The sequence below is a fragment of the Pseudomonas sp. JY-Q genome (assembly GCF_001655295.1).
GTDB classification, from domain to species: Bacteria; Pseudomonadota; Gammaproteobacteria; order Pseudomonadales; family Pseudomonadaceae; genus Aquipseudomonas; species Aquipseudomonas alloputida.
On record NZ_CP011525.1, the window covers coordinates 5,973,925 to 5,992,500 of the forward strand.

Genomic DNA, 18,576 nt, shown 5'->3' on the forward strand with positions numbered 1-18,576 from the left:
GTTTCCTTAGGACAAATGTCTTACATCATCTAAAGGGTGTTAAGCCGTCAGCTCCAGCACTTTTTCATACACCTCAACACCCGTAAATCATGCGGCGAGACTGTCCTCCTTCGGCAATGTCAGCATTACTGGCGTCAATATCCAGATCACTGTCAAATGCCCGGACACTGATTGCCGAATAAGCACAAACCTTGCCGGAATGCGGCCAGGCAGAGGTCGATAACCAGCATGACCCGGGAGCGCTTGCTCGCTCGAGGCACACCAGGCTTTCAACGCTGCGCAAGCCACAAGCAGCGATTTGTCGCAAATCAAAGACATGGCGTACGAGTGCGCAAATACTGGCCTCCCTATCATGGGAAATCGCTTGCGAATATTGAATGCAAGAAAGCAAAGGATCTGCTTTCTATAGATGAATTTTGACTAACAAGCCACGGATATGCGCCAACAAACCAGCGCCTGTTTACTGACAATGACTAAGCTGGAACCCACAGCCCTTGCTTCCCTTGGCTGAGTGGCAGGCTATGCTGCAACAAGCCGGATGATGGCTGGATCAAAAATGAAACAATCATTGCCCCGCTAAGTCTGGTGAAAATGAAGCACGTAGAATTGTTTACTCAACACCGATTCAAGGCGAACATTGGCCAGCTGCTCAAGCACCGGGGCGTGATAACCCTAATCAGCACAGCTTTGCCGTACCAATAGAGAGCCAGGGTGAGCCGACCCGACCTTAACGACGGCACACCCACCCCACCCACCACAAGGATGAAGAGAGCGCCGCGTGGAATCCGAAGTCAGTCGAGTCCAACTCAGCCACGATCCACGCAGTCAGCATGACGATCCCCTGCTGGATAGTCTGCTGAGCCTGTGTGTCCTGCACCAGAAGCCCGCCAGCCGGGTCATGCTGACAACAGGCCTACCACTACCCGCGCAGCGCCTGAGCCCTGAACTGCTGCCCCGCGCTGCAGCCCGGGCAGGCCTGCAGGGGCGCCTGCTTCAGCGAAAGCTGGAGCAGATCCCAAGTATCGCCATGCCGGCCATGCTGCTGCTCAAGGAGGGCCGCAGCGCCGTCCTGCTCGGCTGGGAGAACGATGACACCGCGCGCCTGCTACTCAGCGAGAGCGACGGTGGCGAGGTGCACGTCAGCCGCGAAGCACTGCTAAGCGACTACAGCGGCCGCGTGTTCTTCGCGCAGCCGCAGCACAAGTTCGATGTCAACCACGGCAACCTCATCCCACGCGCGAAGTCGTGGTTCCGCGACACCCTGCTGCGCAGCAAGTGGTTGTATATCGACGCTATCGCCGCCAGCCTGGTGATCAACCTGATCGCCTTGGCCGCGCCGCTGTTCGTGATGAACGTGTATGACCGGGTGGTGCCAAACCAGGCCACCTCGACGCTCTGGGTACTGGCCATCGGTATCGCCGGCGCGTACATCTTCGACCTGATCCTCAAAGGCCTTCGCGGCCTGTGCCTGGACCTGGCAGGCAAGAAGACCGACCTGATCATCTCGGCAACGCTGTTTGAACGTATCGTCGGCATGTCGATGAAGTACCGGCCGGCGCGGGTCGGCAGCTTTGCCCAGAACATTCACGAGTTCCAGGGCCTGCGCGACTTCCTCGCCTCGCTGACCCTGACCAGCCTGATCGACCTGCCCTTTACCATCCTGATTTTGATCGTCATCGCCATCATTGGCGGGCACCTGGTGTGGATACCGATCATCGCTTTCCCGCTGGCTCTGGGCATCGGCTACGCCCTGCAGCGGCCACTGATGGCGACCATGGAGCGGACCATGGCTTTGGCATCAGAGCGCCAGTCCAGCCTGATCGAAACCCTGGCGGGTCTGGATGCGGTAAAGGTCAACAACGCCGAAAGCGAACGCCAGTATATGTGGGAGCAAACCCTCGGCACCCTGAGCCGGCTGGAACTGCGCGTGAAAGTGCTGTCGAGCCTGGCGATGAACATCACCCTGCTGATCCAGCAACTGGCAGGCGTGGCAATGATCTGCGTCGGCGTGTACCTGATCATCGACGGCAACCTGAGCATGGGCGGGCTGGTGGCTTGCTACATGCTCAGCGGCCGCGCCCTCGGCCCGTTGGGCCAACTCAACGGCCTGCTCGCCCGGTACCAGCAAGCCAAGGTGACCATGGTCTCCACCGACCACATGATGGATCTACCCCAAGAGCGCAACTTCGAAGAGCGCCCGCTGAGCCGCAAGGTGCTACAGGGCAGCGTCGAGTTCCGCGGTGTCGACTTCACTTATCCGAACCAGCAGAACCTGGCCCTGAAGAATATCAACCTGACCATCCGCCCTGGCGAGAAGGTCGGCATCATCGGTCGCAGCGGCTCGGGCAAGAGCTCGCTGGCTAAGCTCATTGTCGGCCTGTACGAGGCCGATGGTGGCTCGCTGCTGGTCGATGGCGTCGACATTCGCCAGATCGATGTCAGCGAACTGCGCCACAACATCGGCTACGTCCCACAGGACATCCAGCTGTTGGCCGGCACCTTGCGTGACAACCTGGTCAGCGGCGCCCGCTACATCGAGGACGAATTGATCCTGCAGGCCGCTGAACTGGCGGGCGTACATGAATTCGCCCGGCTGCACCCCGACGGCTACGAGCTGCAAGTGGGTGAACGCGGGCAGAACCTGTCCGGCGGCCAGCGGCAGAACGTCGCCTTGGGCCGTGCGCTGCTGCTCAACCCGCAGATCCTGCTGCTGGACGAGCCGACCAGCGCCATGGACAACACCGGTGAAGAACGCCTCAAGCAGCGCCTGCAAGCGGTGGTGGAGGGCAAGACGGTACTGCTGGTCACGCACCGTGCCTCGTTGCTGTCGCTGGTAGACCGGCTGATCGTGATCGATCGCGGGCAGATTGTCGCCGACGGCCCGAAAGCCGCGGTCATGGATGCACTGAAGAAGGGGCAGATCAGTGTTGCATAAGCTGGATATGGGGCAGTTCAAGGACGGCCTGCGGCGCTATTTCAAAGGCAGCGACTCGCTTGGCGGCCAGCCGCTGCCCGAGGTAAACAAAGCCCTGATCGAAGATGCACCGCGGGTGGTGCGGCTGACCATCTGGGGCGTGATCCTGTTCTTCGTGTTCTTGATTGTATGGGCCAGCGTTGCGCCCATCGACGAAGTTACGCGGGGTGAAGGCAAGGCCATTCCCTCTTCCAAGGTACAGAAGATCCAGAACCTGGAGGGCGGCATCGTCGCCGAAATCTTCGCCAAGGAGGGGCAGATCGTCGAAGTGGGCCAGCCATTGCTGCGCCTGGATGAAACCCGCTTCGCCTCCAACGTTGGTGAAACCGAGGCTGACCGCCTGGCCATGGCCCTGCGGGTCGAACGTTTGAGTGCCGAGGTACAGGACAGCCCGCTGATAATCGACGAAAAGCTGCGTAAAGCCGCGCCAAACCAGGCGGCCAGTGAGGAGTCGCTGTACCAGAGCCGGCGCCAGCAACTGCAGGACGAAATTGGCGGCCTGCAACAGCAGTTGGTCCAACGCCAGCAGGAACTGCGCGAATACAGCTCCAAGCGCACCCAGTACGCCAACAGCCTTGAGCTGCTGCGCAAGGAAATCAGTATGTCCGAACCGCTGGTGGCAACCGGCGCGATTTCCCAGGTTGAAGTGCTGCGCCTGCGCCGTGCTGAAGTGGAAAATCGCGGTCAGCTGGACTCCACTGCGCTGGCGATCCCGCGCGCAGAGGCGGCCATCCGCGAGGTGCAAAGCAAGATCGAAGAGACGCGTGGCAAGTTCCGAAGTGAAGCGCTGACCCAGCTGAACGAGGCACGCACCGAACTGAACAAGGCTACCGCCACCAGCAAGGCGCTGGACGACCGGGTGCACCGCACACTTGTCACTTCGCCAGTACGCGGTATCGTCAAGCAACTGCTGGTGAACACCATTGGCGGGGTAATCCAGCCAGGCAGCGATATCATCGAAGTCGTGCCACTGGACGACACGCTGGTCATCGAGGCAAAGATCCTGCCCAAAGACATCGCCTTCCTGCACCCTGGCCAGGAAGCGACGGTCAAGTTCACCGCGTATGACTACACCATCTACGGTGGGCTCAAGGCCAAGCTAGAGCAGATTGGCGCCGACACCATTACCGATGAAGACAAGAAGACTACGTATTACCTGATCAAGCTGCGCACTGATCGCAGCCACCTGGGGACTGATGAGAAGCCACTGCTGATCATTCCGGGGATGGTGGCGACGGTGGACATCATGACAGGCAAGAAAACCATCATGAGCTACCTGCTCAAGCCGATCATGAAGGCGCGCTCGGAAGCGCTGCGCGAGCGGTGATAGCCGACCTGCTGGTTTCGCCATTGCTGTAGGAGCGGCCTCGTGTCGCGACAGGGCTGTACAAGCAGCCCTGCACATCGCTACGTGAACCTGGGGCCGCTATGCGGCCCTTTTGCGGCTCTAGGCTGTTCCTACAGCGGCGCGAGAGAGGCCATTCAGCGCCAAGGCGCAGGCTCACCCACCAGTTGCCCCTGAATCCCGCCTACTCCCATCTCCAGCAACACCAACCGCTCCCCTTCCGTCTCGACTCGCTCAGCAATCAGCGGCAGGTCGATGCTATGCGCCGCACGCTGGATCGCTTCGATGAACAGCCGCTTGTGCTGCTCATGATCGATGTTGCGGATGTAACTGCCGTCAATCTTCAGGTACGCCAGGCCCAAGTGCGCCAGGTTGCCAATCATGCTGAAGCGCCCACCGAAGCGTTGCAAAGCCAACCCGAAACCTAGCCCATGCAGGCGCCGGGTGAGTTGCTCCAATGCTGCCTGCTCAGGCAACTGCTCCTCGCCAATTTCAAAAACCAGCCGCGGGCCGAGCGCCGCATTCTGGCCCAGCAGCTCGAAAATGCGTTGAAGGGCCTTGGGGTCGGCCAGGGTGGCGGCGGACAGGTTCAACGCCAGCACCTGGTCATGCCCTCGCAGGTGCGCCAACACTTTCTCCAGCACCAGCACATCCAGCCGCGGCATCCAGCCGAAGCGCTCCAGCCAAGGCAGGAAGCGGCCCGCCGGCAAGGCCTCGCCCTGGCCATCGCGCAAACGCGAAATAACTTTGTGGTGCAGTACCCGTTGCGAGGAAGCGCACTCCATCACTGGCTGGAAGAACAACTCGAAATGCCCATTGATAAACGCCTGGTCGAGCCGTTCGTGCCAGGCATGCTGGCTATCTGCGGCAACCGCAGCAACACCTTGCTCAAGGCATACCCAGCCCGGCGTTGGCTGGTTCTCAGCGCGGGCCAGAGCCTCGTCGGCGAGCTTCAGCAATGCCTGTGGTGAATCACCAGGGCTGAATGGTGCCAGGCCTATACAAGCCACCGGGTCTATATCACTGGCCCCCGTTTCGTGCAGGCTCTGCAACGTTGCCTCCAGGGCCTGGGCAAGGTGTACGGCCTCCTCATGCACCATGCCCGGTGCCAGCACTGCAAATTCACCGCCGCGGCTGCGGGAAATGAGGTCGTTGGTTTCCGGGTAGCTGGCACAAGTACGACGCAGCTGTTCACCTACCGCTTGCAGCAACTGGTCGGTACGCTGGCCGCCAAGGCGGGCGTTCAGGCCAGCCAGGCCCTGAACCCGCAGCAACAGCAGGTAGCCGGCGCGCGCGTCTTCCAGGTTGCTTACCCGATTGTTCAGCTGCATTTCAAAATAGCGGCGGTTCGACAGCCCGGTCAGGCTGTCCTGGTAGGACTCCGCACGCAGCCGCTCACTGCGCTCGGCCTGCTCGGTGAACAGGGCTTTGAGTTTCTCGACCATCTGGTTCATCGCTTGCACTACGCGGCGTAGCTCCGGCGTGCGTGGCAACTCTGGCAGGCTGAGGAATTCGCGGCGAGCAATAGCGTGGGATTGCTCGACCATGTAGTCCAGCGGCCTCAACTGGCGGCGCAACAGCAAAGCACCGAGCACGGCACTGGCCGCACCGCACAACAGCAACCAACCCAGGCTGCCCAAGGCACTTTGCCAAAGCTTGGCAATGGCGAACATCGGGTGGCTGATCACTTCAACGCGCGCGGCCTGCTGCCAGCCACGACTGACGATTGCATCGCCGCCGGCGGCCTCAAGGCCGATCAGGCGCACGAACCAAAGCGGCACACCGCCAGGGTCTGGCTCGGCGTGTCGCTCCACCAGCACGGCATTGGAACCCAGGTCGACGACCTTGATGCTTGCATAGTAACCACTGTCGAAAATCGAGCTGACCATCAGCTCGACCATCGCTGGGTCGTCGATATTCGGCGTCAGCGAAAGCGCCAGCGCGGTGGCCGCATCCTGGGCGTGCGAGCGCAGCTGGTTGACGTATTGGCTGCGCGAGCTTTCCAGGCTGACCATGAAACTGCCACTGAAGGCGACCACCAGGAACAGGCAAATGGCCAACAGCAATTGTTTGAACAGTGACATCTGTGCTCCTTCAGTAAACCGGCTCGGCCGGGAACCCTTCGGCCTGCATTTTCTTCAACAAATCCTGCCAGCGTGACAGCCGCTTGGTATCACCAACCTTCTTGTTCCCTGCGGCGCCCGTCAGCCACAACCCCTCGCCATTGAAGGCGTACACCGGCAGCAGGTCGGTACGCTGGCTTGCCGGCTTGATGGCATCCATCAGACTGTCCAGCACCAAAGGCTGGGCCTGTGGGCTTGAATAATAGGTCAGGACCATGTGTGCCCGGTTCTGCCGCAGCGCCTTGACGTAGGTGATGCGCAGTTTTTCGCTGGGGATTCCCATGCGCCGTAGACTGAAATATTTGGCGATGGCGTAATCCTCGCAGTCCCCTGCACCTTTGATCAGTGCCTGCACAGGTGTGGCCCAGTAGTCGACCTCATGCCACAGATCGATATCCTCGACATAACGCAATTGCTGGTTGAAGAAGCGGTTGACCACTTGCAACCGTTCAAGCTCGGTACCCTGCTTCTGCGTGGCCATCAGGCTCTGCCAGGCATCGATGCGCCCCTGCCCGGCACCTAGTGGGCCGTACAGAGCCTGCGACTTGCGGCTGATCTGGGAGAAATCCCAATCCGCGTGCAAGCCGCCCAGCAGAAGACTGCCCAGCAGCGCGGCAAAGCCGACATATCGCACTACGGTTTTGAGCAACCAGGATATCGCCACTGCGAAGCCCTGTTCAGACCAGTCGAAAGCAGCGATGGTGGGGCTTGCCACCGCAAAAGACAATGGCACCCTGCAATCACGCACCCGGCTGTCAGCCCGCCTATACTTTCTGCTTACATCTTCTATAGGCAGCTTCCTTTGACGTGCGACTTCCTCCACCATAGCCGCGCTTTTGGGGCGCCCGTACCAGTGTGGGTGCAGGTTTGACACCCTCACAAGCTGTTACTAGTGTCATTGGATCCAATATAGTCATCGTTGAGGCAGGCGTCGCGTGGCCAAGAAAATCAAATTGAGCAATGTGCTGGCCAGCGAGCAGTTGTTGCCGCATCAGGCCCGTGCCGTGATCGAAGAACGCCTGCGCAGCGCCATTCTCGATGGGCGCTTGCCCCCTGGTACTGCGGTTCGCCAACAAGAGCTCGCCACCTTGTACGGCGTTAGCCGCATGCCCGTGCGCGAAGCCCTGCGCCAGCTCGAAGCGCAGTCCCTGCTGAAGGTGGAGATGCATAAGGGCGCCGTCGTTGCACCGCTGATCGGCGAGGATGCAGTGGACACCTATGCCCTTCGCGTATTGCTCGAGAGCGAGGCGCTGCGCCAGTCTATCCCGCTGCTTGATGCCAGCGACATCGCCAGCGCCCGCGGGTATATCCAGCAACTGGAGAACGAGACCAGCCACACCGAAATTGGCCGCCTCAACCGCCTGCTCCACATGGCGCTGTACAGCAAGGCGCCGAACAAGAAACTACTGCGCCTTATCGAGAACGAACTGAACGAGGAAGAACGCTTCCTGCGTTTCCATCTTTCGTCCATGGGCCTGGGCAAGCTCACTCAGGACGATCACAACGCACTGGTAGACGCAGCCAGCGACAAGCTGGTGGACGAAGCGGTAGCGGTGCTGGAACGGCACCTCAATGGCGGGGCGCGGGTGATCCGCAATTACCTGGATACGCAATTGGGGCGTTAGCCCATTACCGGCTTTACGCGGTAATTGATGGGTTGCAAATTAATCTTGCTCCGCCAACAATGAGACTAATTATCATTAACGTCCATTGATGCCGGCGCCCTCCTCCATGCCCAGCAACGATTCCGTGCAAACGCTCTACAGTGACCACCACGGCTGGTTGCATACCTGGCTGCGTAGCAAGCTCGGCAACGCAGCCGATGCGGCTGACCTCGCCCAAGATACCTTCGTCCGCTTGCTACAGCGTCGTGAGCAATTGCAGCTGAATGCTCCCAGGGCCTTCCTGCGCACGGTAGCGCGTGGGTTGGTGATCGATCATTGGCGCCGCGAGGAACTGCACAGGGCCTACCTGGAGGCTTTGGCCCATGTGCCGGAAGCCCTGGCCCCCTCAGTCGAGACCCGCGAGCTGCTGCTGGAATTGCTTGAGCGTATTGCACGCATGCTCGACGGCCTCAAACCCAAGGTCCGTCGCGCATTCCTGCTGGCTCAATGCGAGGGGCTGAAGCATCAGGCCATCGCCGAACAGATGGGGATCTCCGTGCGCACCGTTGAGCGCTACATCGCCGATGCGCTCTATCACTGCTACGTGCTGCGCTATGAAGACGACTGCTGAATCCATGACCGTCGCACGCCCTGATACAAAAACGGTCAGGCAGGCCATTCAGTGGATGCTGCGGCTGCGTGAAAGCGGGCACGATCCAGCTCTGCAACAACAGTGCGCGCATTGGCGCAGCAGCCACCACGAAAACGAACAGGCCTGGCAGCGTGTGGTTCACCTTCATCAGGACCTTGACCTGCGCGCTATTCCCGGTGCCGGGCTGGCATTGCAGACACTGGAAACCAGCCAGCAGCGCCTGCGCCGCCGACAGGCGCTGAAGCTGCTTGGCGGCGTTGTCATGGCAGGATCTGCGAGCTGGCTGGCCAAAGACCTCGATACTGTGAGTGCCTGGACGTCAGACTATGCCACCGGCACGGGCGAGCGACGCGTCTTCACCCTGCCCGATGGCTCACTGATGCAACTCAATACCTGCAGTGCCGTGGACCTGGCCTTCCATGATCAACAGCGTCTGGTCCGCTTGAAGCATGGGGAATTGATGATCAACTGCAACCCCCGGCATCCCCTGCTGGTACAAACCCGCGACGCGCTGCTGGAAGGCTTCGAAGGACGCTTTGTGGCCTATCAGGATAGCGACTGCACACGTGTCAGCGTCAGCCACGGCAAAGTGGCGATACACCGGCCTGGTACTGGCCAACTTCAGTGGATCGAAGGTGGCCAGAACTGGCGCCTGGATGCTCAAGGTGCGCACCGGCTCGCGCACATGGAGATGGATGCGATGGCCTGGACTGAAGGGTTGATCGTCACTCAGGACATGCGCCTCTCCAACTTCCTCGCGCAGGTCAGCCGCTATCGCCATGGTTACCTGGGCTGCAGCAATGAGATTGCCGACCTGCGCCTGTCGGGGGTGTTCCGCCTCGAAGACCCGGAACAACTGCTTCGGCTGCTACCGCAGACGTTGCCCGTACGACTTCGTCGACGTACACGCTGGTGGGTGCATGTAGAGAGCATGACCTGATAAGGCGTTATCGATTTCTGGCGGGTTTTGAATCCAGGTCCGGCTAGGACAGTAAGCAACACTTTCTGCCCTCGACACTTTAACGGACCCTTCATGCCTACCAACCCGGTGTTAACCCACACTTTCAGCCCGAATGATATTCGTCCAGTCCTGCAATCAGCTCACTTGCGCCACGCCATCCGGGCTGTTCTGTTTGGTACCGCCCTGGGCCTGGCAACTGCTCCGCAACTTTCCGTAGCGGCCGACACAGCCGAAGTGAGCCATGACTATGCAATACCGGCTGGCCAACTGACCGATGTGCTCAACAAGATCGCTCGTCAGGCCGGCATCACCCTATCGAGCACGCCTCAGCTGACCGATGGCCTGCATTCCAACGGACTGCAGGGGCAGTACACCACCGATCAGGCGCTGCGCCAGTCGCTAAATGGCAGCGGGCTGGAAGCCGTCAGCCAGGGGGGACGTAACTATGTGCTGCAGGCACAGCGTCAGAACGCCGCCCTGGCATTGCCAGACACCGACATCCGTAGTTTCTCCCTCGGCAACGCACTGGGCAGCATGGAGGGTTACAACGCCACACACAGCCAGGTGGCGACCAAGACCAGCATGCCCTTGGTGGAGACATCCCAATCGGTCTCGGTAGTCACTCGCCAACAAATGGACGATCAGGGCTCTCAGACCGTTGCCCAGGCCATGCGCTACACGCCAGGAGTACTGACCAACCCCTACGGTGCCACTCATCGCTATGACTATGTAGCCATGCGCGGCTTCAACGACGGATCGGTGGACAACATCTACGTCGATGGGCTCAAGTCAATGGGCGACAACGGCACCTACAGCACGATGCAGGTAGACCCATACTTTCTTGAGCGCATCGACATTCTCAAGGGACCGTCTTCGGTACTGTACGGGCGAAGCTCGCCGGGTGGCCTGGTAGCCCTGACCACCAAGAAGCCACTCTTTGCCCCTTACCATCAGGTTCAGGCCACGGTAGGTACTCAGGGCCAGCGTGGCGTGGGCTTCGACTTCAGTGGTCCTGTGGATGACGACAAACGCATTGCGTATCGCCTGACGGGTTTGGCGGATGCTTCCGACACTCAGTTCGACCACAACAAGGAAGAACGTTACGCCATCGCCCCTGCTATCAGTGTCGACTTCACCGAAGACACCTCACTCACGCTGCAGGCCTATTTGCAGCACGACCCTGACGGTGGGTACCACGGCGGTAACCCTGCTGATGGCATGCTGCACAAGCGCAACGGTTTGCGCCTGTCAGACCATTTCTTCGAAGGCGAGCCGAGCATCGACAACTACGAGCGCACGCAGCAATCCTTCAGCTACCAGTTTGAGCATCGCTTCAATGATGTGTTCACAGCGCGGCAGAACTTCCGTTATCAGGATTCTGACGTGTCGATGGACCAGGTGTACTCCGCCGGCTGGGCAGATGTTGACAGCAACATGTTAAATCGCGCCTATACCGGCGGCGACGAGCGTCTGCATTCGTACATCATTGATAACATGCTGCAGGCAGAATTCTTTACCGGGGCGGCCAAACACACCTTGCTACTGGGGGCTGACTACCAGCGGCGCAAAGCCGACGTGGCATGGCGCTATGGCACCGTCGGCCCACTGGATGCCGGCAATCCACAGTACGGCAATGGCAATCTTCAGGTACTGGGCGAGAACCGCTACCAGCGGCGCTTGCAACAAACGGGTGTGTACCTGCAGGATCTGGTGGAGCTGGACCAGTGGCGCTTTTCATTGGGGCTGCGCCAGGACTGGGTGAAGGTGTCCGAAGAGAACCGTGACAGCGACAGCAAGGTCAGTGATCAACGCTACAGGTTCACCTCCCGGGCAGGGGTGCTCTACCTGTTCGAGAACGGCATTGCGCCCTACATCAGCTACTCGGAGTCGTTCAACCCGAACACCGTGTCCGACCAGCAAGGCCGGCCGCTGGCACCGACGGAGGGCACTCAGTGGGAAGCCGGCATCAAATATCAGCCACCAGGGAGCGACAACCTGTTCACCGCATCGGTGTTCCGCATCGAGCAGGAGAATTTGGCGTCTAAACAGCCTGACGAAGACTTCTATCGCCCTGTCGGTGAAGTCCGCTCGCAAGGGCTGGAGCTTGAGGCCCATGTACAGCTGACCGACAGCCTCAAACTGCTGAGTGGCTATACCTTCACCGATATCGAGTATTCGAAGTCAATGCCGAGCCTTGTCTCAGGCAACGTGGACAACAAGGGTAATTCGCCGACTCAGGCGCCGAAACAGATGCTCTCGCTGTGGGCCGACTATATCTTCCGCCAGGGGGCACTGGATGGCCTGCGGCTGGGCGGTGGGGTGCGATATGTGGGGTACAGCTGGGTCGATGCGGAAAACAGCATGAAGGTGCCTTCCTACACCCTGTTCGACGCCTCTATCGGCTATGACCTGGGCAAGGTCGGCCTGACGGGTGTGGATGTGCGCTTGAACGCCAACAACCTTACCAATGAAAGCTACATCACCTCATGTGCCAGCCTGAACTACTGCTACATGGGTGAAGAGCGCAATGTGAGCGCCACAGTCAGCTATCAGTTCTAACCGATATTGAAACCCGAAAAAGACAAAGCCCCTGTCTGCATCGCAGACAGGGGCTTTGGGTTTGAATCTTGACGATGACCTACTCTCACATGGGGAAACCCCACACTACCATCGGCGATGCATCGTTTCACTGCTGAGTTCGGGATGGGATCAGGTGGTTCCAATGCTCTATGGTCGTCAAGAAATTCTGTGTGCTGGCCCGTCCTTAGGACGTGCCTGCGAATCTCTGTAGTTCCTACTTAAAGACAAAACCCCTACCTGCATGTGCAGATAGGGGTTTTGCGAAATGAATCTTGACGATGACCTACTCTCACATGGGGAAACCCCACACTACCATCGGCGATGCATCGTTTCACTACTGAGTTCGGGATGGGATCAGGTGGTTCCAATGCTCTATGGTCGTCAAGAAATTCTGTTGCCAGAATGTCCAGATGGACAGCCCAGCGAATTCGGATATGCGATATTTGTGGTCTTACGAATTTTCGGCTCTTTCGTCTTCACCACCGCAATCTGCGTCAGCAAATTGCTTGGGTGTTATATGGTCAAGCCTCACGGGCAATTAGTATTGGTTAGCTCAACGCCTCACAGCGCTTACACACCCAACCTATCAACGTCGTAGTCTTCGACGGCCCTTTAGGGGATTCAAGATCCCAGTGAGATCTCATCTTGAGGCAAGTTTCCCGCTTAGATGCTTTCAGCGGTTATCTCTTCCGAACATAGCTACCCGGCAATGCCACTGGCGTGACAACCGGAACACCAGAGGTTCGTCCACTCCGGTCCTCTCGTACTAGGAGCAGCCCCTCTCAAATCTCAAACGTCCACGGCAGATAGGGACCGAACTGTCTCACGACGTTCTAAACCCAGCTCGCGTACCACTTTAAATGGCGAACAGCCATACCCTTGGGACCGGCTTCAGCCCCAGGATGTGATGAGCCGACATCGAGGTGCCAAACACCGCCGTCGATATGAACTCTTGGGCGGTATCAGCCTGTTATCCCCGGAGTACCTTTTATCCGTTGAGCGATGGCCCTTCCATACAGAACCACCGGATCACTAAGACCTACTTTCGTACCTGCTCGACGTGTTTGTCTCGCAGTCAAGCGCGCTTTTGCCTTTATACTCTACGACCGATTTCCGACCGGTCTGAGCGCACCTTCGTACTCCTCCGTTACTCTTTGGGAGGAGACCGCCCCAGTCAAACTACCCACCATACACTGTCCTCGATCCGGATAACGGACCTGAGTTAGAACCTCAAAGTTGCCAGGGTGGTATTTCAAGGATGGCTCCATGAGAACTGGCGTCCCCACTTCAAAGCCTCCCACCTATCCTACACAAGCAAATTCAAAGTCCAGTGCAAAGCTATAGTAAAGGTTCACGGGGTCTTTCCGTCTAGCCGCGGATACACTGCATCTTCACAGCGATTTCAATTTCACTGAGTCTCGGGTGGAGACAGCGCCGCCATCGTTACGCCATTCGTGCAGGTCGGAACTTACCCGACAAGGAATTTCGCTACCTTAGGACCGTTATAGTTACGGCCGCCGTTTACCGGGGCTTCGATCAAGAGCTTCGCTTGCGCTAACCCCATCAATTAACCTTCCGGCACCGGGCAGGCGTCACACCCTATACGTCCACTTTCGTGTTTGCAGAGTGCTGTGTTTTTAATAAACAGTCGCAGCGGCCTGGTATCTTCGACCGGCATGGGCTTACGGAGCAAGTCCTTCACCCTCGCCGGCGCACCTTCTCCCGAAGTTACGGTGCCATTTTGCCTAGTTCCTTCACCCGAGTTCTCTCAAGCGCCTTGGTATTCTCTACCTAACCACCTGTGTCGGTTTGGGGTACGGTTCCCAGTTATCTGAAGCTTAGGAGCTTTTCTTGGAAGCATGGTATCAACCACTTCGTCGCCTAAAGGCAACTCGTCATCAGCTCTCGGCCTTGAAATCCCGGATTTGCCTAAGATTTCAGCCTACCACCTTAAACCTGGACAACCAACGCCAGGCTGGCCTAACCTTCTCCGTCCCTCCATCGCAATAACTGGAAGTACAGGAATATTAACCTGTTTTCCATCGACTACGCTTTTCAGCCTCGCCTTAGGGACCGACTAACCCTGCGTCGATTAACGTTGCGCAGGAAACCTTGGTCTTTCGGCGTGCGAGTTTTTCACTCGCATTGTCGTTACTCATGTCAGCATTCGCACTTCTGATACCTCCAGCAAGCTTCTCAACTCACCTTCACAGGCTTACAGAACGCTCCTCTACCGCATCATCATAAGATGATACCCGTAGCTTCGGTGCATGGTTTGAGCCCCGTTACATCTTCCGCGCAGGCCGACTCGACTAGTGAGCTATTACGCTTTCTTTAAAGGGTGGCTGCTTCTAAGCCAACCTCCTAGCTGTCTAAGCCTTCCCACATCGTTTCCCACTTAACCATGACTTTGGGACCTTAGCTGACGGTCTGGGTTGTTTCCCTTTTCACGACGGACGTTAGCACCCGCCGTGTGTCTCCCATGCTCGGCACTTGTAGGTATTCGGAGTTTGCATCGGTTTGGTAAGTCGGGATGACCCCCTAGCCGAAACAGTGCTCTACCCCCTACAGTGATACATGAGGCGCTACCTAAATAGCTTTCGAGGAGAACCAGCTATCTCCGAGCTTGATTAGCCTTTCACTCCGATCCACAGGTCATCCGCTAACTTTTCAACGGTAGTCGGTTCGGTCCTCCAGTCAGTGTTACCTAACCTTCAACCTGCCCATGGATAGATCGCCCGGTTTCGGGTCTATACCCAGCGACTAAACGCCCTATTAAGACTCGCTTTCGCTACGCCTCCCCTATTCGGTTAAGCTCGCCACTGAATATAAGTCGCTGACCCATTATACAAAAGGTACGCAGTCACCTAACAAAGTAGGCTCCCACTGCTTGTACGCATACGGTTTCAGGTTCTATTTCACTCCCCTCTCCGGGGTTCTTTTCGCCTTTCCCTCACGGTACTGGTTCACTATCGGTCAGTCAGTAGTATTTAGCCTTGGAGGATGGTCCCCCCATATTCAGACAAAGTTTCTCGTGCTCCGTCCTACTCGATTTCATTGATAAGAGATTTTCGTGTACGGGGCTATCACCCACTATGGCCGCACTTTCCAGAGCGTTCCACTAATCTCAAATCAACTTAAGGGCTGGTCCCCGTTCGCTCGCCACTACTAAGGGAATCTCGGTTGATTTCTTTTCCTCAGGGTACTTAGATGTTTCAGTTCCCCTGGTTCGCCTCTTGCACCTATGTATTCAGTACAAGATAACCAGCTTATGCTGGCTGGGTTCCCCCATTCAGAGATCTCTGGATCACAGTCTGTTTGCCGACTCCCCAAAGCTTATCGCAGGCTACCACGTCTTTCATCGCCTCTGACTGCCAAGGCATCCACCGTATGCGCTTCTTCACTTGACCATATAACCCCAAGCAATCTGGTTATACTGTGAAGACGACATTCGCCGAAAATTCGTACGTTGCTCTTTCGAGCAGAACTCACAAATTTTACCTTAGCCTGATCCACCAGCAGTGAAACTGGTGTTCAGTCTATATCTATCACATATCCGAATTTTTAAAGAACGATCTGACAAAAGTCAGAAATCAACATTCAATATGAATGTTCATTTCTAAGTTCTGACAAGTTACTGTGTACGGCGAAAGTGGTGGAGCCAAGCGGGATCGAACCGCTGACCTCCTGCGTGCAAGGCAGGCGCTCTCCCAGCTGAGCTATGGCCCCGTATTCTACGGCTGAACCATGTAATGGTAGGTCTGGGCAGATTTGAACTGCCGACCTCACCCTTATCAGGGGTGCGCTCTAACCAACTGAGCTACAGACCTATAACAGGGTCGCGTTACAGCATCGTCTTTTACAATGAATCAAGCAATTCGTGTGGGAGCTCATCAGCAGGCTGATGTCGTCGATTAAGGAGGTGATCCAGCCGCAGGTTCCCCTACGGCTACCTTGTTACGACTTCACCCCAGTCATGAATCACACCGTGGTAACCGTCCTCCCGAAGGTTAGACTAGCTACTTCTGGTGCAACCCACTCCCATGGTGTGACGGGCGGTGTGTACAAGGCCCGGGAACGTATTCACCGCGACATTCTGATTCGCGATTACTAGCGATTCCGACTTCACGCAGTCGAGTTGCAGACTGCGATCCGGACTACGATCGGTTTTGTGAGATTAGCTCCACCTCGCGGCTTGGCAACCCTCTGTACCGACCATTGTAGCACGTGTGTAGCCCAGGCCGTAAGGGCCATGATGACTTGACGTCATCCCCACCTTCCTCCGGTTTGTCACCGGCAGTCTCCTTAGAGTGCCCACCATAACGTGCTGGTAACTAAGGACAAGGGTTGCGCTCGTTACGGGACTTAACCCAACATCTCACGACACGAGCTGACGACAGCCATGCAGCACCTGTGTCAGAGTTCCCGAAGGCACCAATCCATCTCTGGAAAGTTCTCTGCATGTCAAGGCCTGGTAAGGTTCTTCGCGTTGCTTCGAATTAAACCACATGCTCCACCGCTTGTGCGGGCCCCCGTCAATTCATTTGAGTTTTAACCTTGCGGCCGTACTCCCCAGGCGGTCAACTTAATGCGTTAGCTGCGCCACTAAAATCTCAAGGATTCCAACGGCTAGTTGACATCGTTTACGGCGTGGACTACCAGGGTATCTAATCCTGTTTGCTCCCCACGCTTTCGCACCTCAGTGTCAGTATCAGTCCAGGTGGTCGCCTTCGCCACTGGTGTTCCTTCCTATATCTACGCATTTCACCGCTACACAGGAAATTCCACCACCCTCTACCGTACTCTAGCTTGCCAGTTTTGGATGCAGTTCCCAGGTTGAGCCCGGGGCTTTCACATCCAACTTAACAAACCACCTACGCGCGCTTTACGCCCAGTAATTCCGATTAACGCTTGCACCCTCTGTATTACCGCGGCTGCTGGCACAGAGTTAGCCGGTGCTTATTCTGTCGGTAACGTCAAAACAGCAAGGTATTAACTTACTGCCCTTCCTCCCAACTTAAAGTGCTTTACAATCCGAAGACCTTCTTCACACACGCGGCATGGCTGGATCAGGCTTTCGCCCATTGTCCAATATTCCCCACTGCTGCCTCCCGTAGGAGTCTGGACCGTGTCTCAGTTCCAGTGTGACTGATCATCCTCTCAGACCAGTTACGGATCGTCGCCTTGGTGAGCCATTACCCCACCAACTAGCTAATCCGACCTAGGCTCATCTGATAGCGCAAGGCCCGAAGGTCCCCTGCTTTCTCCCGTAGGACGTATGCGGTATTAGCGTTCCTTTCGAAACGTTGTCCCCCACTACCAGGCAGATTCCTAGGCATTACTCACCCGTCCGCCGCTGAATCAAGGAGCAAGCTCCCGTCATCCGCTCGACTTGCATGTGTTAGGCCTGCCGCCAGCGTTCAATCTGAGCCATGATCAAACTCTTCAGTTCAATACTGCTTGGGTTTTTAAGAAACCCTAAACTTGGCTCAGCAATCTCAAATGACTATGTGATTTCTCGCATGGTCACTTGTGATGCTGATAATCTTTTTGACTATCAGTCCGTACTCACAAGCACCCACACGAATTGCTTGATTCAATTTGTTAAAGAGCGTTTGGTTAAGAGCTTTTCGTCTCAACCGAGGCGCGCATTCTACGCTTTCCTCAGAGCCTGTCAAGTGTTTATTTTGAAGTTTTTCGAGAAACTCGTTTAACTTCAGACACTTGGCTCGCTTCGATCTCTCGTCGCGGGAGGTGAATAATACAGCATCCAAAAACGCTGTCAACCACCTTTTTACCACCACCAGCTGGCTGTTCAGCCTACCAGGAGAAGCGATAGCTTCTACTTAAAGACAAAACCCCTACCTGCATGCGCAGATAGGGGTTTTGCGAAATGAATCTTGACGATGACCTACTCTCACATGGGGAAACCCCACACTACCATCGGCGATGCATCGTTTCACTACTGAGTTCGGGATGGGATCAGGTGGTTCCAATGCTCTATGGTCGTCAAGAAATTCTGTTGCCAGAATGTCCAGATGGACAGCCCAGCGAATCCGGATATGCGATATTTGTGGTCTTACGAATTTTCGGCTCTTTCGTCTTCACCACCGCAATCTGCGTCAGCAAATTGCTTGGGTGTTATATGGTCAAGCCTCACGGGCAATTAGTATTGGTTAGCTCAACGCCTCACAGCGCTTACACACCCAACCTATCAACGTCGTAGTCTTCGACGGCCCTTTAGGGGATTCAAGATCCCAGTGAGATCTCATCTTGAGGCAAGTTTCCCGCTTAGATGCTTTCAGCGGTTATCTCTTCCGAACATAGCTACCCGGCA

At 56.9% G+C, this 18,576-nt stretch carries 8 protein-coding genes, 2 tRNA genes and 6 rRNA genes (1 of these 16 only partly in view); 6 read left to right on the forward strand and 10 right to left on the reverse strand.

Features of this window, described 5'->3' with window-relative positions:
• The first annotated feature begins 778 nt into the window (after positions 1–778).
• Complete coding sequence (locus AA098_RS26765) at positions 779–2,935, forward strand: type I secretion system permease/ATPase (protein WP_003256004.1); 2,157 nt, start codon at positions 779–781, stop codon at positions 2,933–2,935.
• Between the two features lie 7 nt (positions 2,936–2,942).
• On the forward strand, positions 2,943–4,301 hold the full coding sequence (locus AA098_RS26770) for an HlyD family type I secretion periplasmic adaptor subunit (RefSeq protein ID WP_014859068.1): 1,359 nt from the start codon (positions 2,943–2,945) through the stop codon (positions 4,299–4,301).
• A gap of 155 nt (positions 4,302–4,456) precedes the next feature.
• Here the strand turns inward: AA098_RS26770 and lapD are convergent, their stop codons facing one another.
• Together lapD and lapG are read right to left on the reverse strand one after the other, a co-directional pair.
• Positions 4,457–6,403: a cyclic di-GMP receptor LapD gene (gene lapD, locus AA098_RS26775; RefSeq protein ID WP_003256007.1), complete on the reverse strand. Its 1,947-nt coding sequence runs from the start codon at positions 6,401–6,403 to the stop codon at positions 4,457–4,459.
• Positions 6,404–6,413: 10 nt separating this feature from the next.
• On the reverse strand, positions 6,414–7,175 hold the full coding sequence (gene lapG, locus AA098_RS26780) for a cysteine protease LapG (RefSeq protein ID WP_011953175.1): 762 nt from the start codon (positions 7,173–7,175) through the stop codon (positions 6,414–6,416).
• Positions 7,176–7,377: 202 nt separating this feature from the next.
• On the opposite strand from lapG, the gene AA098_RS26785 reads away from it, so the two are divergent.
• The 4 genes from AA098_RS26785 (at position 7,378) to AA098_RS26800 (ending at position 12,218) form a co-directional block, all read left to right on the forward strand.
• On the forward strand, positions 7,378–8,067 hold the full coding sequence (locus AA098_RS26785) for a GntR family transcriptional regulator (RefSeq protein ID WP_003256010.1): 690 nt from the start codon (positions 7,378–7,380) through the stop codon (positions 8,065–8,067).
• A 106-nt stretch (positions 8,068–8,173) separates the two neighbouring features.
• Complete coding sequence (locus AA098_RS26790) at positions 8,174–8,677, forward strand: sigma-70 family RNA polymerase sigma factor (RefSeq protein ID WP_003256011.1); 504 nt, start codon at positions 8,174–8,176, stop codon at positions 8,675–8,677.
• 4 nt (positions 8,678–8,681) lie between these two features.
• Entirely contained in the window at positions 8,682–9,638 is a 957-nt protein-coding gene (locus AA098_RS26795; protein WP_080637304.1) for a FecR family protein, read from the forward strand.
• Positions 9,639–9,803: 165 nt separating this feature from the next.
• Positions 9,804–12,218 (forward strand): TonB-dependent siderophore receptor, encoded by a 2,415-nt coding sequence (locus AA098_RS26800; RefSeq protein ID WP_064615124.1) that lies wholly within the window; start codon positions 9,804–9,806, stop codon positions 12,216–12,218.
• Positions 12,219–12,284: 66 nt separating this feature from the next.
• Here the strand turns inward: AA098_RS26800 and rrf (AA098_RS26805) are convergent.
• The 8 genes from rrf (AA098_RS26805) to AA098_RS26840 form a co-directional block, all read right to left on the reverse strand.
• Positions 12,285–12,400, reverse strand: a 5S ribosomal RNA gene (gene rrf, locus AA098_RS26805).
• Between the two features lie 109 nt (positions 12,401–12,509).
• Positions 12,510–12,625 (reverse strand): 5S ribosomal RNA (gene rrf, locus AA098_RS26810).
• A 131-nt stretch (positions 12,626–12,756) separates the two neighbouring features.
• A 23S ribosomal RNA gene (locus AA098_RS26815) occupies positions 12,757–15,649 on the reverse strand.
• Between the two features lie 243 nt (positions 15,650–15,892).
• Positions 15,893–15,968: transfer RNA gene (locus AA098_RS26820), tRNA-Ala, on the reverse strand.
• 24 nt (positions 15,969–15,992) lie between these two features.
• Positions 15,993–16,069 (reverse strand) — tRNA-Ile (locus AA098_RS26825).
• Between the two features lie 85 nt (positions 16,070–16,154).
• A 16S ribosomal RNA gene (locus tag AA098_RS26830) occupies positions 16,155–17,691 on the reverse strand.
• A gap of 446 nt (positions 17,692–18,137) precedes the next feature.
• Positions 18,138–18,253 (reverse strand): 5S ribosomal RNA (rrf, locus tag AA098_RS26835).
• Between the two features lie 131 nt (positions 18,254–18,384).
• A 23S ribosomal RNA gene (locus tag AA098_RS26840) occupies positions 18,385–18,576 on the reverse strand; it runs 2,701 nt beyond the window's last position.
• Together the 16S, 23S and 5S rRNA genes with 2 tRNA genes alongside form the textbook arrangement of a ribosomal RNA operon.

Coding starts and splice junctions, on each gene's coding strand:
- AA098_RS26770 (WP_014859068.1), top strand. CDS start 2,943: ATGGGGCAGTTCAAGGACGGCCTGCGGCGCTATTTCAAAGGCAGCGAC.
- lapD (WP_003256007.1), bottom strand. CDS start 6,403: ATGTCACTGTTCAAACAATTGCTGTTGGCCATTTGCCTGTTCCTGGTG.
- AA098_RS26790 (WP_003256011.1), top strand. CDS start 8,174: ATGCCCAGCAACGATTCCGTGCAAACGCTCTACAGTGACCACCACGGC.
- AA098_RS26795 (WP_080637304.1), top strand. CDS start 8,682: ATGACCGTCGCACGCCCTGATACAAAAACGGTCAGGCAGGCCATTCAG.